Source organism: Oceanicola sp. S124 (assembly GCF_000220565.1).
In the GTDB taxonomy this organism is placed as follows: domain Bacteria; phylum Pseudomonadota; class Alphaproteobacteria; order Rhodobacterales; family Rhodobacteraceae; genus Pseudooceanicola.
In genome coordinates, this window is the sequence record NZ_AFPM01000077.1 from 37,662 (window position 1) to 58,319 (window position 20,658).

At 67.3% G+C, this 20,658-nt stretch carries 18 protein-coding genes; 6 read left to right on the forward strand and 12 right to left on the reverse strand.

Translation table 11 applies throughout. The features are described 5' to 3' along the window. Positions 1 to 24: 24 nt before the first annotated feature. Positions 25 to 717: a metal-dependent hydrolase gene (locus OS124_RS0106380; protein ID WP_010138579.1), complete on the forward strand. Its 693-nt coding sequence runs from the start codon at positions 25 to 27 to the stop codon at positions 715 to 717. A gap of 138 nt (positions 718 to 855) precedes the next feature. On the opposite strand, the gene OS124_RS0106385 is transcribed toward OS124_RS0106380, so the two are convergent. The 6 genes from OS124_RS0106385 to OS124_RS0106410 all read right to left on the reverse strand — a co-directional run bounded on the left by OS124_RS0106385 (position 856) and on the right by OS124_RS0106410 (position 6,302). Beyond that, positions 856 to 1,203 (reverse strand): H-type lectin domain-containing protein, encoded by a 348-nt coding sequence (locus tag OS124_RS0106385; RefSeq protein ID WP_010138580.1) that lies wholly within the window; start codon positions 1,201 to 1,203, stop codon positions 856 to 858. 225 nt (positions 1,204 to 1,428) lie between these two features. After that, the gene (locus tag OS124_RS0106390; protein WP_010138581.1) at positions 1,429 to 1,857 is read right to left on the reverse strand and encodes a F0F1 ATP synthase subunit epsilon; all 429 of its coding nucleotides are present in this window, start codon (positions 1,855 to 1,857) and stop codon (positions 1,429 to 1,431) included. 12 nt (positions 1,858 to 1,869) lie between these two features. Beyond that, the gene (gene atpD / locus OS124_RS0106395; protein WP_029375224.1) at positions 1,870 to 3,291 is read right to left on the reverse strand and encodes a F0F1 ATP synthase subunit beta; all 1,422 of its coding nucleotides are present in this window, start codon (positions 3,289 to 3,291) and stop codon (positions 1,870 to 1,872) included. Positions 3,292 to 3,309: 18 nt separating this feature from the next. Beyond that, positions 3,310 to 4,179, reverse strand: a complete 870-nt coding sequence (locus tag OS124_RS0106400) for a F0F1 ATP synthase subunit gamma (RefSeq protein WP_010138584.1) — start codon at positions 4,177 to 4,179, stop codon at positions 3,310 to 3,312. A 17-nt stretch (positions 4,180 to 4,196) separates the two neighbouring features. Next, complete coding sequence (gene atpA / locus OS124_RS0106405; protein ID WP_010138585.1) at positions 4,197 to 5,735, reverse strand: F0F1 ATP synthase subunit alpha; 1,539 nt, start codon at positions 5,733 to 5,735, stop codon at positions 4,197 to 4,199. After that, a complete protein-coding gene (locus OS124_RS0106410; RefSeq protein WP_010138586.1) occupies positions 5,736 to 6,302 on the reverse strand; it encodes a F0F1 ATP synthase subunit delta in 567 nt (188 codons plus the stop codon). It abuts the gene before it with no gap. 529 nt (positions 6,303 to 6,831) lie between these two features. On the opposite strand from OS124_RS0106410, the gene OS124_RS0106415 reads away from it, so the two are divergent. Further along, complete coding sequence (locus OS124_RS0106415; RefSeq protein WP_010138587.1) at positions 6,832 to 8,376, forward strand: hemolysin-type calcium-binding protein; 1,545 nt, start codon at positions 6,832 to 6,834, stop codon at positions 8,374 to 8,376. A gap of 216 nt (positions 8,377 to 8,592) precedes the next feature. Here OS124_RS0106415 and OS124_RS0106420 read toward each other — a convergent pair whose 3' ends face one another. Then, positions 8,593 to 9,363 (reverse strand): methyltransferase domain-containing protein, encoded by a 771-nt coding sequence (locus tag OS124_RS0106420; RefSeq protein WP_010138588.1) that lies wholly within the window; start codon positions 9,361 to 9,363, stop codon positions 8,593 to 8,595. A 60-nt stretch (positions 9,364 to 9,423) separates the two neighbouring features. Between OS124_RS0106420 and gloB the strand changes: the two genes are divergently transcribed. The 3 genes from gloB to OS124_RS0106435 all read left to right on the forward strand — a co-directional run bounded on the left by gloB (position 9,424) and on the right by OS124_RS0106435 (position 14,075). After that, a complete protein-coding gene (gene gloB / locus OS124_RS0106425) occupies positions 9,424 to 10,194 on the forward strand; it encodes a hydroxyacylglutathione hydrolase (protein ID WP_010138589.1) in 771 nt (256 codons plus the stop codon). Between the two features lie 168 nt (positions 10,195 to 10,362). Beyond that, positions 10,363 to 12,699, forward strand: coding sequence for an ATP-dependent Clp protease ATP-binding subunit ClpA (gene clpA, locus OS124_RS0106430; RefSeq protein ID WP_010138590.1), 2,337 nt, complete (start codon positions 10,363 to 10,365; stop codon positions 12,697 to 12,699). Between the two features lie 380 nt (positions 12,700 to 13,079). Next, entirely contained in the window at positions 13,080 to 14,075 is a 996-nt protein-coding gene (locus OS124_RS0106435) for a peptidoglycan DD-metalloendopeptidase family protein (protein ID WP_010138591.1), read from the forward strand. On the opposite strand, the gene OS124_RS0106440 is transcribed toward OS124_RS0106435, so the two are convergent. The 3 genes from OS124_RS0106440 to OS124_RS0106450 form a co-directional block, all read right to left on the reverse strand. Further along, positions 14,072 to 16,648 (reverse strand): peptidoglycan -binding protein, encoded by a 2,577-nt coding sequence (locus tag OS124_RS0106440; RefSeq protein ID WP_010138593.1) that lies wholly within the window; start codon positions 16,646 to 16,648, stop codon positions 14,072 to 14,074. The two genes, OS124_RS0106435 and OS124_RS0106440, sit on opposite strands and share 4 nt — an antisense overlap. A 3-nt stretch (positions 16,649 to 16,651) precedes the next feature. Next, positions 16,652 to 17,833: a hypothetical protein gene (locus tag OS124_RS0106445; protein WP_010138594.1), complete on the reverse strand. Its 1,182-nt coding sequence runs from the start codon at positions 17,831 to 17,833 to the stop codon at positions 16,652 to 16,654. A 66-nt stretch (positions 17,834 to 17,899) separates the two neighbouring features. Next, complete coding sequence (locus OS124_RS0106450; protein WP_010138595.1) at positions 17,900 to 18,424, reverse strand: gamma-glutamylcyclotransferase; 525 nt, start codon at positions 18,422 to 18,424, stop codon at positions 17,900 to 17,902. Positions 18,425 to 18,489: 65 nt separating this feature from the next. On the opposite strand from OS124_RS0106450, the gene OS124_RS0106455 reads away from it, so the two are divergent. Beyond that, complete coding sequence (locus OS124_RS0106455; RefSeq protein WP_010138597.1) at positions 18,490 to 19,494, forward strand: DUF2125 domain-containing protein; 1,005 nt, start codon at positions 18,490 to 18,492, stop codon at positions 19,492 to 19,494. 7 nt (positions 19,495 to 19,501) lie between these two features. Here OS124_RS0106455 and OS124_RS0106460 read toward each other — a convergent pair whose 3' ends face one another. Next, positions 19,502 to 20,383: an extensin-like domain-containing protein gene (locus OS124_RS0106460; protein ID WP_010138598.1), complete on the reverse strand. Its 882-nt coding sequence runs from the start codon at positions 20,381 to 20,383 to the stop codon at positions 19,502 to 19,504. Then, positions 20,380 to 20,658: prephenate dehydrogenase dimerization domain-containing protein (locus OS124_RS0106465; RefSeq protein ID WP_010138599.1), on the reverse strand; the 279-nt coding region annotated here is incomplete at its 5' end. The genes OS124_RS0106460 and OS124_RS0106465, both read right to left, overlap by 4 nt.

The following is a 20,658-nucleotide window of genomic DNA, read 5'->3' on the forward strand; positions in this document are numbered from 1 at the left end:
GGCGCAATGACCTGGAGGTTCAAGATGAAACTGATCTGGCTCGGACATGGCTCTTTCCGGCTCGAGATCGCGGACAAGGTTCTGCTGCTCGATCCCTTCCTGGGCGGAAACCCGATGCTGCCCGACGAGAAGCGCGCCGAGGCCATCGCCGGCGCGACGCATATCTTTTGCACCCATGGCCATGGCGATCACCTGTCGGATGTCGGTCCCGTGGCGAAGGAGCTGGGCATCCCGGTCTTCGGCATGGTCGAGCTGATGAAATACGTCGCCGACAAGTTCGGCGTCGAGACCACCGGCTTCAACAAGGGCGGCACGGTGGATATCGGCGGGGTGAAGGTGACCATGGTCAATGCCACGCATTCGTCCTCGACCGAGGGGCCGGACGGGCCGGTCTACCTGGGCACCGAATCGGGCTTCATCATCGAGGGCGAGGGCCGGGCGATCTACTTCTCGGGCGATACCGACGTGATGGCGGACATGAAGATCTTCCACGATCTGCACGAGCCCGACATCGGCATTCTCTGCGCGGGGGGCCATTACACGATGGACATGAAGCGGGCGGCCTATGCGGCGAAGACCTTCTTCGACTTCAAGACGGTCATCCCCATGCACTACCGCACCTTCCCGCTGCTGGAGCAGAACGCGGATGTGCTGAAGGCCGGGCTGCCCGGGGTCGAGGTGATCGAGCCCCAGGTGCTGGAGGCCATCGAGCTTTGAGAGGTCGCGGGGGGCTCTGCCCCGCTCCGCTACGCGGAGTCCCCCGGAGTACTTCCAGCCTGGTGATGATCAAGGGGGCCCGGTGGCGGGCGCCGGGCCGTCAGGCGCGACGCAGGCGCGGTTCCAGACCTCCCAGTTTCAGACTTCCCAGTCGTCAGCGGCCCGCAGGGCGCCGATGGCCATCCAGCGGGCCCGGGCGCGGGCGATGCGGCTGTCTCCCCAGGTCTTGAAGACCGCGTCGAATCCCTCGCAGGTCACGTTCTCGGCCTGGATGTCGCCGCGCAGGTTGGTGCCGTTGTCCATGTCCCACATGGACAGCGTGCAATGAACCGTTGGCGGGCTGAGGTAGGGCTCGGAAAAGGCCACATGGCGGCGGCGTTCACGCGGGCCCGTGCCGGTCCACATGTCCCCCTCGTCCTGGAAATCGGAAAACAGGACGACCTCTCCGTCGTCCACACCGATGCAATGGGAAGTCAGTTTCTTCATCTCGTCCGATCTTCTGGCTCTGGGCGCCAACATGACCGTTCCCGGCACCTTTGCGAAGCCCTCGGCGGCAAAAAAGTTCGCACCCGTAGGGTCTTGCCGGGAGGCCATGGCCGGATCAAAGCGGGGAGGTGTTGAGAAGTGGTTTCCACGCCCCGCATTGCGCGGGGCTGAACGCAAAAGGCCCCGGCGCGATGCCGGGGCCTTCTGAAACCGGATGGTCCGGGATCACTCGATGTGGTTCGCGTGGTCCGGGTCCAGGCCGATATGGGTGCCCATGGCAACCATGTCGGCCAGCAGCTTGCCGGCACGGGCGACCGCGTTGTCGTCGGTCGCGTCCTTCCAGGCGTTGTGCGCTTCCTTGACCCAATCGTTCAGCACGTCCTGAGTCATCTCTTTCTGGTGCAGGGCACGTTCGGCGAGGACGGTGACGCCCTCGGCCGAAATCTCGGCGAAACCGCCGGAGACGACGTAATCGTCCTCTCCGTCCGGGCCCTTGAGGTGCAGCACACCGGGGCGCAGGGTGGTGATCATCGGCGCATGCCCGGGCATGGCCGTCAGATCCCCTTCCTCTCCCGGAATCTGCGCCTCGCTCACCGGGCCGGAGACGAGGCTCCGTTCCGGCGAGACAAGGGAGAAGTCCATGGTGTTTGCCATCAGATTGCTACCTTACGCCGCTTCCGCGGCCATCTTCTCGGCCTTGGCGATCACTTCCTCGATGCCGCCAACCATGTAGAAGGCGCCTTCGGGCAGGTGATCGTATTCGCCGGCGACGACAGCCTTGAACGACTTCACGGTGTCTTCCAGGGGAACCTGGACGCCGTCGGAGCCGGTGAAGACCTTTGCCACGTCGAAGGGCTGGGAGAGGAAACGCTGGATCTTCCGCGCACGGGCCACGGTCAGCTTGTCCTCTTCGCTCAGTTCGTCCATGCCGAGGATGGCGATGATGTCCTGCAGCGACTTGTAGCGCTGAAGGATACCCTGGACGTCACGGGCGACCTTGTAGTGCTCTTCACCGATGACCAGCGGATCCATCAGGCGCGAGGTCGAGTCGAGCGGGTCCACGGCCGGGTAGATACCCAGTTCCGAGATCGCACGGTTCAGAACGGTCGTCGCGTCGAGGTGGGCGAAGGTCGTTGCCGGTGCCGGGTCGGTAAGGTCGTCCGCGGGAACGTAGACGGCCTGGATCGAGGTGATCGAGCCGTTCTTGGTCGAGGTGATCCGTTCCTGCATCGCGCCCATGTCGGTGGCCAGCGTCGGCTGGTAGCCCACGGCCGAGGGGATACGGCCCAGCAGTGCGGACATTTCCGAACCGGCCTGGGTGAAGCGGAAGATGTTGTCGACGAAGAACAGAACGTCGGTCCCGGTCGCGTCGCGGAACTGCTCGGCCAGGGTCAGGCCGGTCAGCGCGATACGGGCACGGGCACCCGGCGGTTCGTTCATCTGGCCGAAGCAAAGAGCGATCTTCGACTCGGGCAGGTTGTCGGGGTTCAGAACGCCGGATTCGATCATCTCGTGGTAGAGGTCGTTCCCTTCACGGGTCCGCTCGCCCACGCCGGCGAACACGGACAGACCCGAGTGCACCTTCGCGATGTTGTTGATCAGTTCCTGGATCAGAACGGTCTTGCCCACACCGGCACCGCCGAACAGGCCGATCTTGCCGCCCTTGGCGTAGGGCGCCAGCAGGTCGATGACCTTGATGCCGGTCACGAGGATCTCGGCTTCGGTCGCCTGGTCGGCGAAGTCGGGTGCCGGGGCGTGGATCGGACGGTATTCATCCGCCTCGACCGGGCCCTTCTCGTCGACGGGTTCGCCGACGACGTTCAGGATGCGGCCCAGGGTTGCAGTGCCGACGGGAACCGAGATCGGAGCGCCGGTGTCCAGGACTTCCTGACCACGGACAAGACCCTCGGTGGCGTCCATTGCGATCGCACGGACGGTGTTCTCGCCCAGGTGCTGCGCAACTTCCATAACCAGCTTGTTGCCGTTGTTGTCGGTGTTCAGCGCGTTGAGGATGGCCGGCAGGCCGTCTTCGAACTGCACGTCCACGACGGCGCCGATGACCTGGGTCACTTTGCCTTTCATTGCCATGTCGTTGTCTCCGGTTCCTTAGAGCGCCTCGGCGCCCGAAATGATTTCGATCAGCTCGTTGGTGATGACCGCCTGACGCGAGCGGTTGTACTCGATGGTCAGCTTGTCGATCATCTCGCCAGCGTTGCGGGTCGCGTTGTCCATGGCGGACATCCGGGCACCCTGCTCCGAGGCAGCGTTTTCCAGCAGGGCCGCGAAGATCTGGGTCGCCACGCCACGGGGGAGCAGCTCTTCCAGGATCTCGGCCTCGCCGGGCTCGTAGTCGTAGTCGGTGGCCGGGCCGTCCGTCGCATCGAACTGGGCCGGGATCACCTGCAGGGCACGGGGCTTCTGCGTGACGACGTTCTCGAACTCGGCGTAGAACAGCGTGGCCACGTCGAAGGCGCCGTCCTCGAAGGAGGACAGCAGCTTCGCCGCGATGGCCTGCGCATTGGCATAGCCCACGTTCTTCACGTCGCTCAGGTCGACGTGATCGACGAAGAGATCGCCATAGGTGCGCTTCAGCTGCTCACGGCCCTTCTTGCCGACGGTGAGGATCTTCACCGTCTTGCCTTCGGCCTTGAGCTTCGCGGCATGGGTCCGCGCCAGCTTCACGATATTGGCGTTGAAACCGCCGCAGAGGCCGCGTTCCGCGGTCAGAACGACCAGCAGATGCACGTCATCCTTGCCGGTCCCCTTCAGCAGGAGCGGTGCGGTATCCGACCCGCCCACCGAGGATGCAAGCTGGCCGAGAACCGCGCTGAAACGTTCCGCGTAGGGGCGGGACGCTTCGGCGGCCTCCTGCGCGCGGCGAAGTTTCGCCGCGGCAACCATCTGCATGGCCTTGGTGATCTTGCGGGTCGACTTGACCGACTCGATCCTGTTCTTGAGGTCCTTCAGAGAAGGCATGTGTTACCTCCCTAGGCTCAGGCGAAGTCTGCTGCGAACTCGTCCAGCACGGCCTTCAGCTTGTCAGCGGGTTCACCCTTGATCTTGGGATCCTCGTTGGTGATCCAGGCCAGGACGTCCGCCTTCTTGTTGCGCAGGAAGGACAGAAGTTCCGCCTCGTAGCGGCCGACTTCGGAAACCGGGACCTTGTCCAGGTAGCCGTTGGTGCCGGCAAAGATCACGCAGACGATCTCGGCGTTGGTCAGGGGCTGATACTGGGGCTGCTTCATCAGCTCGGTCAGACGGGCGCCACGGGCCAGCAGACGCTGGGTCGAGGCATCCAGGTCGGAACCGAACTGGGCGAAGGCGGCCATCTCGCGGTACTGGGCGAGCGACAGTTTCACCGGGCCGGCAACCGAGGACATCGCCTTGGTCTGGGCGGACGAACCGACGCGCGACACCGACAGACCGGTGTTCACGGCGGGGCGGATGCCCTGGTAGAACAGCTCGGTTTCCAGGAAGATCTGGCCGTCGGTGATCGAGATCACGTTGGTCGGGATGAAGGCAGACACGTCGCCGCCCTGGGTTTCGATGATCGGCAGAGCCGTCAGCGAGCCGGCGCCGAAGTCTTCGTTCAGCTTGGCCGAACGTTCCAGCAGACGGGAGTGGAGGTAGAACACGTCGCCCGGGTAGGCTTCACGGCCCGGCGGACGGCGCAGCAGCAGGGACATCTGGCGGTAGGCCACGGCCTGCTTGGAGAGGTCATCGTAGATGATCAGGGCGTGCTTGCCGTTGTCGCGGAAGTACTCGGCCATCGCGGTCGCGGTGTAGGGGGCCAGGTACTGCATCGGCGCCGGGTCAGAGGCGGTTGCGGCGATGACGACCGAATATTCGATCGCGCCGGTCTCTTCCAGCTTCTTCACCAGCTGCGCCACGGTGGAACGCTTCTGGCCGACAGCCACGTAGACGCAGTAGAGCTTCTTGCTCTCGTCGTCGCCGGCGGCGTCGTTGTAGGACTTCTGGTTCAGGATCGCGTCGAGCGCCACGGCGGTCTTGCCGGTCTGACGGTCGCCGATGATCAGTTCCCGCTGGCCACGGCCGATCGGGATCATGGCGTCGACGGACTTCAGGCCGGTGGCCATCGGTTCGTGAACGGATTTACGGGGAATGATGCCCGGCGCCTTCACGTCGGCGATGCGACGCTCGATGCCTTCGATCGGGCCCTTGCCGTCCAGCGGGTTGCCCAGACCGTCGACGACGCGACCCAGCAGGGCGGGGCCTGCGGGAACGTCCACGATCGAGTTGGTGCGCTTGACGGTATCGCCTTCCTTGATGTCACGGTCGGAGCCGAAGATCACGACGCCGACGTTGTCGGCTTCGAGGTTCAGCGCCATGCCCATGATACCACCGGGGAACTCGACCATCTCGCCCGCCTGGACGCTGTCGAGGCCGTGGACACGGGCAATACCGTCACCGACGGACAGCACCCGGCCGACTTCGGCCACTTCGGCCTCCTGGCCAAAGTTCTTGATCTGCTCCTTGAGGATAGCAGAAATTTCGGCTGCTTGGACTCCCATTTATCCGACCTCTTTCATGACATTCTGGAGGGAGTTGAGCTTGGAGCGGATCGACGTGTCGATCATCCGGGACCCAACCTTGACGACGAGACCACCGATGAGCGTTTCATCGACGGCAGTATTCAGGGCCACCTGCTTGCCGACGGATGCGGCGAGGGCGGCAGAGAGCTGTGCCTGCTCTTCATCGGAGAGCGGCTTGGCAGAGATCACCTCTGCGGTCACTTCGCCCTTCTCTTCTGCCAGCAGCTCCTTCAGGCGCAGGCAGTACTGCGGCAGCACGAAGAGGCGGCGCTTCTGGGCCATCAGGCCCAGGGCATTGCGGGAGACAGGCTTGAGCCCGAGGGCTTCGGCCAGGGCGAGGATCGCCTTCTCCTGGTCTTCGCGCGAATAGATCGGCGAAGAGATCATCTCGTTCAGGTCTTCGCTGGAAGCCAGGGCTTCGGCCAGATCCGTGACGTTGGTTTCAAGTTCTTTCAGCTTGCCGTTTTCGCGCGCGATGTCGAAGACGGCCTGAGCATAGCGCGAGGCGATGCCGTAGGAGATCGAAGCTGGTTCGGACACGTCCACCCTTCCGATTTTCGGCCCCGTCCGGGCGAGTGGCCGGCGCAGGGGGTTTGCAGCCCTGACATATCAGAGCATCAAAATCGGTGGGGGTGTAGCAGAGGCCACACCACCCATCAACCCGCTTGAAGACCCTAGTGACCCGGCCAAGCGCCTTGTTTTTCAGTGCCTTCCGCGAAGATTGACGCTTTTTCGAGCCGATTTGCCGCGGTGCCCTGCACCAAAGCACAAGTATTTGTTCACCTTTTTGGGATTCGCCTTGCATGGGGTCTCATGCTTAGTCAAAGATTCGCCGCCTCAAAGGCCCTCGCAAGGTTTTCACCTTGCCCCGGGGACAGGGCCTGGAACGGCTCTTCGGCTGCGGATGGAACGGCCGGACAGGGGTCATCCTGTTGCCGCAGAGCACCAGAACCCCGGGCTTTGTGGCGAAAATGCGGCAGAACAATCTGTTTCCACGCTCAAGCCATTGTCGCAACGCCGGAATCCGCGATCCTCGCCACAGGCATATTCGCCCGGAAACGCGAGAGACACTTTCATGGAATTGCTTGCCCTGATGCTTCTGCCGCTGCTGGCCGGCCTGGCCATCTGGGATGGCGACGACTCGGAAGATACTCCCGAGGACAGCGGCGACGACACCCTTGAACCGCCTTCGGGCGAAGGCGATCTGCTGGACACGCCCGCGCAGGACCTTCTGATGCAGGCGCTGCTGCCCGGCGCCTCCGGCTTCGTCGACCTGGACGAGGACGAGGTGCATCTGGGCACGGCCGGCGATGACGCGGATGTCTTCACCGGCGAGGGCACGGCGCAGGGCCTGGCCGGCAAGGATACCTATGTCGGCCTCGACCAGGCATCGGTCTATGGCGGCAGCGGCGATGACGACGTCATGGCCCTGGAAGAGGCCCGGGCCTATGGCGGGGCCGGCAACGACTTCGGGCTGGCGACGGGCGAGGCCGGGGTGCGCGGCGGTGACGGCGATGACAGCATCGGCGCCTACGACCATGCCACCGGACATGGTGATGCGGGCAATGACACGCTCTTTGCCGGGGAAGGCAGCGGTGACGGCTACATTCCCGGCGGTGTCGCCTCGATCTACGGCGGCGCGGGCAATGACGTCCTTGCCGCGAATGACCGCACCAGCGCCTATGGCGGACTGAACGAGGACCTGATGGTGGGCAGCGAGTCGGCCTCTCTCTATGGCGGCTACGGCGAGGATTCCCTGGACCTCTACGACGATGCAAGGGGATGGGGCGGCGCCGGAGCGGACCGCATCTATGCCGAGGACACCACCCTTGGCCGGGGCGGCAGCGGTGACGACACGCTGCATGGCGCGGGCCAGGCCAGGCTCTACGGTGAAGACGGCGACGACCTGCTGGGGGTCTCGGCCGAACTGGGCGGCGGCATGGCCTCGCTCTATGGCGGGGCCGGCGCGGACTACCTCTACGGTGACGACAGCGTGTCGGGCTATGGCGGGCTGAACGAGGACATCCTGTTCGGCAACGACCAGGCCACGATGTCGGGCGGCTACGGCGAAGACACCCTCAGCCTGGCCGACGGCGCGACCGGTTACGGCGGCGCGGGCGATGACCTGCTGGTGGCGGACGATCAGGCCGAGGCGCATGGCGGCTCCGGCGACGACAACCTCGTGGGGCGCGGCCAGACCGTGCTCTATGGTGGCGAGGGCGCGGACCAGCTGCTGGTCTACGGCGAGGCGCGGGCCCATGGCGGCGCGAGCGCGGACACCTTCCTGGTGCCGCAGAGCTCGTTGCAGTCAGAGGCGGACTATGACGCGCTTGGCAGTGGCGCCGACTACATCCGCGACATGGGGGTGATCGAGGATTTCGAGGGCGGCGAAGACGTGCTTCAGGTCGAACTGCCGGACGGCCTCACGCTGTCTGCCGCCAGCGTGCAGATCCTGGATGGCGCCGCAGAGGGCTACGTGGATATCGAGATCACGCTCTCGGAAGGGTCTGGCGAGGATATCGTCCAGGTGATCACCGTCTCGGAGGCCGGGGGGATCACCCTGGACGACGTGATCCTGCTGCAATCCGACGGGACAAGCGCGGCCGCCTCGACGCTCTAGCAAAAGCCGTCAAGCCGCGCCCCTCGGCCCGAGCCGGCGGCCAGCCGGCCATCGGGCCCGAGCGGCTTGGGAAAAGCCGGGTTCGGGGTTCGGCAGAGGTGGATTGCATCCACCCTACGCTGCGGCCCGGTCTGCTCTTGCGCGCGGAGCGCGGCCCAGGCGTAGGGTGGATGCAATCCACCTGCCGCCCGGGGCCGCCTGCTGCGTGCCGGGACCTCAGGTTTCGCCCCTTTGCCGGGCCCGCGCCGTTTCCGGCTTCGGCGCGGTCAGCCCCTCCAGCACCCGCAGGCCGGACTTGGCGCGCACCTTCTCGCCCGGGCCGGTCGGCGCCTGGACCCTCTTGCTGGCCTCGACCATCAGCACGCCGCCCGAGAGCACCGCCGAGACATGGCCCCCGAAGCTTTCCCAGAACCGCGCGGTCTTGCGCCAGAAGCGTCGCGCCGAGGGCGGCTGGTAGAGCGTGTGCTGATGCCGTTCTGGCAGGAAGCTGTGCCGCTTCAGCTGCGCTTCCAGCTGGCCCTGGCTGTAGGGCCGCCCGTAGCCGAAGGGCGTGCGGTCCGAGCGCGACCAGAGCCCGGAGCGGTGCGGCACGATGAACAGCGCCTTGCCGCCGGGGCCCAGCACGCGGAAGCATTCCTCCAGCAGGTCCGAGGGCCGCTCGCTGGTTTCCAGCCCGTGCATGACGACCAGCTTGTCGACCATGCCGGTGTCCACCGGCCAGCAGGTCTCTTCGCAGAGAACCGAGACATTGGGCATCGCCGCCGGCCAGGGCATCACCCCCTGCGGCGCCGGCATCAGCGCGATGACGCGTCTTGCATCGGGCAGATAGGGACGCAACAGCGGGACTGCAAATCCGTAGCCCAGCACGGTCTGGCCCTGGGCCTCGGGCCAGAACTCCTGCACCCGCCCACGAATATTGGCCTGGGCCGCGCGACCGAGGGTCGAGCGGTAGTAGAAATTGCGCAGATCCTGAACATCCAGGTGCATTGCAAGCCGCCCTGCGATCGGTTTCACTCCCCGACAATACCAAGTGCTAAGGAAATGACCATGGCCCTCGCCCTCGTCACCATCCCCTGTCTGTCCGACAACTACGCCTACCTGCTGCATGACGGGACCTCCGGCGAGACCGCCCTGGTCGACGTGCCCGAAGCCGCGCCGATCCTGGCCGCCCTCGCCGAGCGCGGCTGGCGGCTGAGCCATGTCTGGCTGACCCATCACCACGACGACCACGTGCAGGGCCTGCCCGAGATCCTGGCGGCCTTCCCCGAGGCCCGTGTCACCGGCGCCCGCGCCGACCAGCACCGGCTGCCGAAACTGGACCTCGCCGTCGAGGAGGGTGACCGGCTGTGCCTGGGCGGTGAACAGGGCCGCGTGCTGGACGTCTCGGGCCACACCCTCGGCCACCTGGCCTTCCACTTCCCCGACAGCGACATCGCCTTCACCGCCGACAGCCTGATGGCCTTCGGCTGCGGCCGCGTCTTCGAGGGCACCTTCCCGCAGATGTACCAGAGCCTGCGCAAGCTGGCCGCCCTGCCCCCCCGCACCCGAATCTGTTCGGGGCATGAATACACCCTGTCCAATGCGAAATTCGCCAGGACGATTGAACCGGAGAATTCCGCGCTTATATCGCGTCTTGACGCCGTCGAGGCCGCAAGGGCCGCCGGACGGCCGACCGTTCCGTCACTGCTTTCCGAAGAACTGGCCACCAACCCCTTCCTGCGCGCCGATCAGCCCGGTGTCGCGGCGAACATGGGCCTTCCCAGCGCCGATCCGGCCGAGGTCTTCGCCGAGATCCGCCGCCGCAAGGACGCCTTCTGAATCACCGTTAGGGGACGATTCGGCAGGGCCTGGCCGGGAAATGTGATCGCGCGGTCGCAGAAAACCCTTGAAGAGCGGTCAGGATCGACCAAACTTTAAGACTATGAGGCCATGGTTGGATCTGGGGCCCACTCCCCGCTCCGCCACAGATCGAAAAGGAGCACCGCAGTGCCTTCATTCTCGACCACCCTGGAACAGGCGATCCACGCGGCCCTGGCGCTGGCCAACGCCCGGCACCATGAATTCGCCACGCTGGAACACCTCCTCCTGGCCCTGATTGACGAGCCGGACGCCGCCCGGGTGATGAAAGCCTGTTCGGTGGACACCGAGGAACTTCGTCAGACCCTGGTCGAATTCGTCGACGAGGAGCTGGCGAATCTCGTCACCGACATCGACGGATCCGAGGCGGTTCCGACGGCCGCCTTCCAGCGCGTCATCCAGCGCGCCGCCATCCACGTGCAAAGCTCGGGTCGCACCGAGGTGACCGGCGCCAACGTGCTGGTCGCCATCTTCGCCGAACGCGAATCGAATGCCGCCTATTTCCTGCAGGAACAGGACATGACGCGCTATGACGCGGTGAACTTCATCGCCCATGGCGTCGCCAAGGATCCCGCCTACGGCGAGAACCGCCCGGTTTCCGGCGCCGACGAAGAGCAGAAGCGTGCTTCCGGCCCCGCCTCGGCCCAGCCCGAGGGCGACGGCAAGGAATCGGCGCTCGACAAGTATTGCGTCAACCTCAACGCCAAGGCCCGCGAGGGCGAGGTCGATCCCCTGATCGGTCGCGGCCACGAGGTAGAACGCTGCATCCAGGTGCTCTGCCGCCGGCGCAAGAACAACCCGCTGCTGGTCGGCGACCCCGGTGTCGGCAAGACCGCCATCGCCGAGGGGCTGGCCCGCAAGATCATCCAGGGCGAAACCCCCGAGATCCTGGCGAACACGGTCATCTTCTCTCTCGACATGGGCGCGCTGCTCGCCGGCACCCGCTACCGCGGCGACTTCGAGGAACGGCTGAAGGCCGTCGTGACCGAGCTTGAGGCGCATCCCGATGCCGTCCTCTTCATCGACGAGATCCACACCGTGATCGGCGCCGGGGCCACCTCGGGCGGGGCGATGGATGCCTCGAACCTGCTGAAACCGGCCCTGGCCGGCGGCAAGCTGCGCTGCATGGGCTCGACCACCTACAAGGAATTCCGCCAGCACTTCGAGAAGGACCGCGCCCTCAGCCGCCGGTTCCAGAAGATCGACGTGAACGAACCCTCGGTCGAGGATGCGGTGAAGATCCTGCGCGGCCTGAAGCCCTACTTCGAGGAACATCACGGGATCAAGTACACCAACGAGGCGGTGAAATCCGCGGTCGAGCTGTCGGCGCGCTACATCAATGACCGCAAGCTGCCCGACAAGGCCATCGACGTCATCGACGAGGCCGGTGCGGCCCAGCACCTGCTGTCGGAAAGCAAGCGCCGCAAGACCATCGGCGTGAAGGAGATCGAGGCCGTCGTCGCCAAGATCGCCCGCATCCCGCCGAAGAACGTCACCAAGGACGATGCAGAGGTGCTGAAGGACCTCGAAGGCTCGCTCAAGCGCGTGGTCTTCGGCCAGGACGATGCCATCGTGGCGCTGTCCTCGGCGATCAAGCTGGCCCGCGCGGGCCTGCGCGAACCCGAGAAGCCGATCGGCAACTACCTCTTCGCCGGCCCCACGGGCGTCGGCAAGACCGAGGTGGCCAAGCAGCTGGCGGATACGCTGGGGGTGGAACTGCTGCGTTTCGACATGTCCGAATACATGGAGAAACACGCTGTCAGCCGCCTGATCGGCGCGCCTCCGGGCTATGTCGGCTTCGACCAGGGCGGCCTGCTGACCGATGGCGTCGACCAGCATCCGCACTGCGTGCTGCTGCTCGACGAGATCGAGAAGGCGCATCCGGATGTCTACAACATCCTGCTGCAAGTGATGGACCACGGCCAGCTCACCGACCACAACGGGCGCACGGTGAACTTCCGCAACGTGATCCTGATCATGACCTCCAACGCGGGGGCGCAGGAACAGGCCAAGTCGGCCATCGGTTTCGGTCGCGACCGGCGCGAGGGCGAGGATACCGCCGCCATCGAGCGTACCTTCACGCCCGAGTTCCGCAACCGCCTGGACGCCGTGATCAGCTTCCAGCCGCTGCCCAAGGATACGATCCTGCAGGTGGTCGAGAAGTTCGTCCTGCAGCTCGAGGCCCAGCTTCTCGATCGTGGCGTCTCGATCGAGCTGACCCGACCTGCCGCCGAATGGCTGGCCGACAAGGGCTACGACGAGAAGATGGGCGCCCGCCCCCTTGGCCGTGTCATCCAGGAGTACATCAAGAAGCCCCTCGCCGAGGAACTTCTGTTCGGCAAGCTCGCCAAGGGCGGCGTGGTCCGGGTTGCGGTGAAGAACGGCGCGCTGGATCTGCAGATCGCCGGACCGGACAAGCTTCGCATTTCCTCGGGCAACAAGCCTCCCCTGCTGACGGCCGACTGAGGCCCGCAGCCGGCACGACATCGTAGGGGCGGGGTACTCCCCGCCCCTCCTTCTACGTCTCAGGGCCACCTGCCGATGCAGGCAGCACCTTCGTCCTGCGGCCCCGGGCAGGTCAATGGGCGGGGTGCCGCGCCAGTCTCGCGCAGCCGGTGGCCCCGGCTGAGCAGGGCAGGCTTGCGTCGTCACCTGCCGCGCCCGGGCCCCCGGGGTCACCTGCCGCGCCCGGGCCCCCGCGTCATGCCCCAAGACCCGGACCGCCCGAGATGCCCCTGCCTGCCTTTCACCCACCCGCCGCTTGCCTTCAGACTGTGGCCTCATCAGCCGTGTCGCTGCCCACCGTGCCCCAGCCCAGCGGGCTCCGGATCCGACGGCAACGGCCCGTGGCCCCCCTGCCCGCCCGTCTGCTGCGTCTCTCCCTCCTCTCCCTGCTGCCATTCTCCCTGCTGCCCGGAGCGGCCGAAGCTGAGGCCCCGCGCCTCGCACTCCCACTCGACTGCCAGCCGGGTCGGGACTGTTTCCTGCAGAACTACGTCGATCACGCCCCCGGCCCCGACGCGCAGGACTTCACCTGCGGCCCGCTCTCTTACGACGACCACCGGGGGACGGATTTCGCCCTGCCCTCCCTCGCCGCGATGGAGGCCGGGGTGCAGGTGCGCGCCGCCGCGCCGGGCATCGTGACGGGGCGGCGCGACGGCATGATCGACCGCCTCTACGCGCCCGACGAGGATGCCCGCATCGACGGGCGGGACTGCGGCAACGGCGTGGTCATCGACCATGGTGCGGGTTGGGTCACGCAGTATTGCCATATGCGGCAGGGCTCCGTCGTGGTCCGCGAGGGGCAGGAGGTCACGGCCGGCACGCCCCTCGGCCTCGTCGGCCTCTCGGGCCGCAGCCAGTTTCCCCACCTGCATCTCTCGGTGCGCAAGGATGGCGCCGATGTCGATCCCTTCGCGCCCGATGGCGCGGAAACCTGCGGGCCGCGCGGCGCCCCGCTCTGGTCCGAACCGCTGGATTACGTGCCCGGCGGCCTGATTTCCCTCGGCTTTCTCGATGCCTTGCCCGACTTCGCGCAGGTCCGTGCCGGCAGTGCGACCCGGGCCAGCCTGCCCTCCGACGCCCCGGCGCTGGTGCTCTGGGCCTTTGCCTTCGGGGTGAGACAGGGCGATGTGCTGCGCCTCGACATCCGCGCGCCGGACGGGCCCTGGCAATCCCAGGATTTCACGCTCGACCGGACCCAGGCCCAGCTTTTCCGCGCCACCGGCAAGCGGTTGCGCCAGCCGCTGCCGCCGGGCCTCTATACCGGGCGCGCGGCGCTGATCCGTGACGGAGAGATCCTTTCGCAACGCACCGGCGCGGTCCAGATCCGCGCTGACTAGCGTTCGGTCAGCTTCAGTTCGATGCGGCGGTTGGCGGCCAGCGCGGCGGGGCTGTCGCCCTCCTCGATGGGCTGGTACTCGCCAAAGCCATTGGCCGAGAGGTTGCGCGGGCTGATGCCCAGCTCGATCATGTAGCGCACGACCGAGAGGGCGCGGGCCTGCGACAGCTCCCAGTTGTCGGCGAATTCGCCGCCGCCGGTCAGCGGCACCTTGTCGGTATGCCCGTCCACGCGGATGATCCAGTCGATGCCGTCGGGGATCTCGGAGGCCACCTGCCGCAGGATCCCGGCGATCTGGGCGATCTGGTCCCGGCCCTCGGGCGAGAGCTGCGCACGGGCCGGGGCGAAAAGCACCTCGGAGGAAAAGACGAAGCGGTCGCCGACAATGCGCACCCCGTCCTGCCCGGCAAGGATCTGGCGCATCCGGCCGAAGAAGTCCGAACGGTACTGCGACAGCTCCTGCTTCTCGGCCTCGAGCCGCCGCGCCTCGGCGGCAAGGCGGCGGGCCTCCTCCTCGGCGCGCTGGCGCTCCTTGCGTTCCAGCGCCGCGGCACGGGCGAGGGCCGCGTTCAGATCCTGCCCCAGGCTGTCGATCTGCACCTGGCTGGCCGCCTCGCGGTCCTTGTAGTCATCCAGCAGCGACTGCAGCGAGGCCAGCTGCGTGCGCAGCGCCGCCACCTGCTGGTTCAGCAGGGCCGAGCGCCGCGCGGCCTCGGCGCTCTGCGCCTCTTCCTGCTCCAGCGCGCGATTGGCCTGAGACAGCAGGATCTGCCGCTGCTCGGCCTCCGAGAGCTGCGCCGCCGCATCTTCCTCGGCCCGGATCTTGGCCGCCAGCGCCGCGGCCAGTTGCCGCCGCAGGTCCTCGCGGTCGGTCGAGGCGCTTTCGGCGGCCTCCTTCGCGGCCAGCGCCTCGGCCAGGCGACGCTGGATCGAGGCCAGCTCTTCGCCGTGCCGGGTTTCATCCTCGGCAAGCTGGGTCTGGGTGCGGGTCAGCGTGGCTTCCAGCGCACGCAGCTTCTGTTGCAACTCGCCGATGGTGGCCTGACGTGCCTCGGCCATGTCCTGCAGGCGGGCCATGTCGGCCTCGAGTGCCTGGTTGTCGGCCATCAGCGCCTCGGCCTGGTCGCCGCCTTCCAGGGCCGCGCTCAGCCGGTCCGACAAGCCGGTCTTCTCGGCCTCGGCCCGGGCCAATGCAGCCTCAAGCGCGACGATCCGCAGACGCACCTGTTCCAGCGCATCGACCTGGCCGTCGTTCCGTGCGGCCGCCGCGTCCAGCTCTGCGACCAGCTCGGCTTCGCGGGCCGCGGCCTCGGCGCGCAGGCGGTCGATCTCGGCCTGCATCTCGTCGCGGGTGGCCTCGGTGGCGGTCTCGGCCTGCTCGGCACGGGCGCGGGCGGCGGCGGTCTGATCCTGCGCGCTCGCAAGCTCCTCGCGCAGCGAGGCCACCTGGCCGCGCGCCGCGTCACGGTCGCCCTCGGCGCCTGTCAGCGCGCGCTCCAGCACGCCAAGCCGCGCCTCCATCTCGGCCAGCTTCGACTCGCGGTCCTCGACATCTGCCAGCGCATCCGCCAGCGCCGCTTCCAGACGCGAAAGCTGGCCGAAGCTGGCCTGGCGGCCTTCTTCCGCCTCGGCCAGGCGCTGCTGCGTGCGCGCCAGCTCGTCCGAGGTCTGCCCGGCCAGCGCCGTCGCCTCGTCACGCGCCAGCAGGGCGGCCATCAGGCGTTCGTCGAGGTCATCGGCGGCCGCCTCGGCGGCGGCAAGCTGGGTCAGGGTCTCTTCGGCCTGGCGGCGCTGCTCTTCCAGCGCAAGGGTCATCGCGGTCAGCTCGTCCTGCGAGTCCTTCAGCCGCGCGCGCAGCGCCTCGGCGGCGGCAGCTTCGGCAATGCGGGCGGCCTCTTCCTCGGAGAGCTGGCTTTGCAGGTCATCGACCTGCGCGGTCAGACCGGCGCCAAGGCTGCGGGCATCGTCGCGTTCGCTCCGCAGGCTTTCCACCAGCGCTTCCAGCGCCTCGCGGCGGGCGGCGGCCAGGCGGGCCTGCTCTTCCTGCTCGCTGATCTCGCTGCGCGCCTGCGACAGCGCCAGTTGCAGGGCCTCCTGTTCGCCGATCAGGCGCTGCTGTTCGCCCTGCAGATCGGCGACCTGGGCGCGGGCATCGTCACGCTGCGCCAGCAGGCCAGAGACCTGGGCCTCGAAGTCGGTGATCCGCGCATTGGCATCGGCAAGGCCCGCCTGCGCCGCGTCCCGCTGCTGGGTCAGCGAGGCAATCAGCGCCGTCTGCTGGTCCAGCCGCTGCTGGCGGTCGTCCAGGGTGGCGTTCAGGGTGCCGACTTCCTCGGTCAGCCGGGCCGAGCGGTCGCGTTCCAGCCCGAGGGCCTGGGACAGGGCGGCAAGGTCGGCGGTCAGGTCGTCCAGCTCGTTTTCCTGCCCGGTGATGGTCTCCTGAAGGGTGAACTGCACCACCATGAAGATGGTCAGCACGAACATCAGCACCATAAGCAGCCCGGTCATCGCATCGACGAAGCCGGGCCAGATATTGGCCTGCAGCCGGGCGCCGGATCTGCGCGTCAGGGCCATGGATCAGCCGTCCCGTTCCGGGTGGGCGCGCGCATGGGTCAGCAGCCGCGACAGGGCCGCGATATCGGTGCGCAGCTCGGCCATGGTCTCGTGGCGGCCGGCACTGATCTCCTCGAGGATGCGCAGCAGCTGCACGTCCATCGAGCGCAGGCGCATGCGGCTTTCGGCATCCAGCCCCTCGGCCAGCCCCTGTTCCATCAGCTTTTCCAGCAGGGCTTCCTGCTGGTCGGCCAGCCGCATCATCGCATCGGCGGTCTGGCCCGAGGACGTGTTCTGCGCCGCCATGCGGTCGGTCAGCCGTTCGATCGTGTCGGCCAGGGTCGACAGCTTGCTGTCGACCTCGGCGCGCGCCGCGTCAGAGCGGATGAACATCTCCTGCAGGCGGGCCATCTGCTCGCCCATGTTGTCGAGCACTGTCACCAGCATCGAATCGCTGGTGCCGTCCTCGCTGTCCGACAGGCCCAGCCGGGTGATGGTCGACATCCACTCTTCCAGCTCACGGTAAAAGCGGTTCTGACCGTGGCCGGCAAACAGCTCCAGCAGGCCAACGACGAGCGACCCGGCAAGACCGATCAGCGACGAGGCGAAGGCCACGCCCATGCCGCCAAGCTGCGCCTCGAGGCCGGTCATCAGCCGGCTGAAGACCGACGTTCCCGCCTCGCCGTCCTGCGGCGCAAGCGAGCGGATGGTGTCGACCACCGCGGGCACGGTGGTGGCGAGACCGTAGAAGGTGCCGAGCAGCCCGAGGAAGATCAGCAGCGAGGTCAGGTAGCGCGTGATCTCGCGCGCCTCGTCGATCCGGGTGGCGACGGAATCGAGGATCGAGGTTGCGGAGGTCGACGAGATCTGCATCCGCCGGTCGCTGCGCCCCAGCAGGGTGGCCAGCGGGGTCAGCAGGCGGGGCGCATTGCCCGCCGCCTCGCCGTCGCGGGTCTGGGCGAAGCGTTCGATCCAGCGCACCGAAGAGATCAGCTGCGCCACCTGCCAGAAACAGGCCAGCACGCCGATGAAGAAGACGAAGGCGATGAAGCCGTTCAGGTAGGGGTTGGCCTCGAAGACCGGCATCAGGCTGGGGCCGACGAATACCGTGCCGACGGCGCAGAGACCAAGCACGCCGAGCATCAGCAGGATCTGGCGGATCGGTTGGGAAAACTGCGGAGCGGCCTCGCTCTCACTATGAGCCATCAGGACGGTCCCGGATGTGGTTTCGTTGCCCGGACTCTAGGGGGTTTCGCCTTGAAGAAAAAGGGCTTATCCGCGCAAATTGCGCACCCTCGCGGCCAGCCACGTCAATTCCTCGTCGCCCAGCCCCAGCTCTTCCAGATGCGCCGCGGTGTTGAGCAGATATTCGGCGTTCGGCCCCATGCCACCCCGGGCGCGGGCGATGATCTGCGCCTGCTCCTCCAGCGGCAGGCCGCCGCAATATTGCCGGTGCTGCGGGTCGATCACATATGCCAGCGCCTCGATCCGGCGCCCGTCGGCAAGCTCCAGCGGGACCTGCGTCTCGACATAGGCCGAAGAGATCAGCTCGCGCTCGCGCAGGTAGGCCAGCACCTTGTCGGCCTCGTGGTCGGCGGCGCGCAGGGCCAGCCCGGTGCAGCCTGCGCCGCCCTCGGCATCCAGCGCCAGCACCAGCCCCGGCTCCTCCTCCGAGCCGCGATGGTGGATCGAGGTCATGCAGAACGAGCGCCGGTAGCCGGTCAGGTGGGCCACCACACTTTCCGCCGGCGTGAAGCCGGGTTTCCACAGCAGCGAACCGTAGCCGAAGACCCACATGGTGATATTTCCCTTTGTCCTGCCCCCCTGTAAACATCAGCCCGAGGCAGAGGTGAAGGGGCCCCATGAAACGTCTTTTGATCGTGATCGCGCTGCTGGCCGCGCTGTGGTCGGGCTACTGGTGGATCGGGGCCTCGCGGCTGCAGGACGAGGCGACCGGCTGGATGGCGGCGCGCCGCGCCGAGGGCTGGCAGCTGGACCATGCGGATTTCGGCGTCACCGGCTTTCCCAACCGCTTCGACATGGTCTGGCGGAACCTCGCGGTGGCCGACCCCGACAGCGGGCTGGCCGTCGAGCTGCCCGAGTTCGCCATCTTCGCCCTGTCCTACAAGCCCAACCATGTCATCGCCGCCTGGCCGCAGACTTTCGGCCTGCGCACCCTCGAGGATCGTTTCCAGATCCAGAGCGAGACCATGCGCGCCTCGCTGGTGATGAAGCCCAATACCGCGCTGGAGTTGCAGCGGGCCCAGTTCACCCTCGACCGGCTGCAACTGGACAAGCCCGGTCAGCCCGCCTTCGCGGGCAGTGGCCCGCTCAGCCTGGCCATGATGCAGGACGAGGCAGAGGAAGCGCGCTACCGGCTGGGCCTCTCGGCCGAGGCGGTGAAGCTGCCCGAGGGGGTCGTGGCGCGGATGGCCGCGGACAAGGGCCTGCCCGAGCAGATCCGTGCGCTGACGCTGGATGCCCATGTCACCTTCGAGCGCCCATGGGACATCCACGCCCTGCAGGACGCCCGCCCGCAGCCGCGCCGGGTCGAACTGCACCAGGCCCGCGCCGAATGGGGAGAGCTGATGCTGCAGCTTTCTGCCGACCTTGACGTGGATGCCGGCGGCGTGCCGCGCGGCGATGTGCATGTGCAGGCGCGCAACTGGCGCGAGATGCTGCAGATGGCGGTCAACCTCGGGGCGCTGGATGAGCGGCTGGCCCAGACCGCCGAAAGGGCGCTCAGCTCGATGGCGGGGATGGGCGGCAATCCGAACAGCCTCGACCTGTCGCTGACACTGGAGGACGGGCGGATCTGGCTGGGCTTCATCCCGCTGGGCCCCGCTCCGCGGATCGAGCTGCGCTAAGCCGCGCCTACTGGCAGTAGCTGCCCGAGCGGTAGCGCGCCGTGTCGAAGTGGAAGTGATCCCTGTGCAGGGCATTGGCCTCGGGTCCAAGAACCGTGCCGAAGGGACCGCAGGCAGCCGCATGGGCGCGTTCGAGGATCCGGCCTTTTCGCCCGCTGCCCCAGTCGTCCAGCACCACGAGGTCCTTACCGTTGTTCAACCGGATGGCGGCGATGTCCACCGCCCTGCCCTTGCCGTGCTCGGAGATCCGCGCGCCCTTGCGGTTGTTGCGTGGCCGGCAGGCATAGTGGGCGACCACGCGCAGCTCTCGCACCCCGCCGCCATAGCCCTTGACCGCGCGCGACAGGCCGCCGTCCACCCAGGTCTTCAACGCCCGGGCGGTGGTGCAATCCATCACCGCATGGGTGGACAGCGCCACCCCCGAGACCGATTGCAGGCGGATCGCGTTCTCGATCCCGCAGCCGGAGGTGTCCGAGGTGACCCGGCCGATCTCGACCCCCTGCAGCGAGAGGTCGCCGCAGACCGCGCCCTGCCTGCGCCGCGCCTCGACGGCGCGCGCCTGCTGCACCACCGTCGCCGGACGCAGCCGGGGCCGCAGGGAGCTGCCGGTGGCCGTCGGCAGGTCGGGCACCCGCAGCGCGACGCCGAGCGTTTCCGCCCGCCCCGGATCGCGGGGGCGCGACAGGGCCTGCCGGGCGATCTCCATGGCGATATCGCGCTGGACGAAGACTTCGGCGGGCAGCACCACGCCCTTCACCGTCTGCCCCCGCGCGACGGGACGCAGCGAGGCATCGGGGGCCAGCTTCGGGGCCACCTGCGCAAGCAGGGCACCGGCGGCCAGGGTGAGCCCCGCAAGGAGACCCGCCGCGGCCAGCCGGCGCGCGCTCATTTGCGCACCGCTCCGCGGCCGAAGTCCGGCGCATCGGTGTCCTGGCCCGCCTCGATGATGCTGCGCCGAATGGCGCGGGTGCGAGTGAAGTAATCGTGCAGCAGGTCACCGTCGTCGCGCCGGATCGCCCGTTGCAGGCGGAACAGCTCTTCGGTGAAGCGCTGAAGGATCTCCAGCGTCGCCTGCTTGTTCGACAGGAAGACGTCGCGCCACATGGTCGGATCGCTGGCGGCGATCCGGGTGAAGTCACGGAAACCGGCGGCGGAGTACTTGAT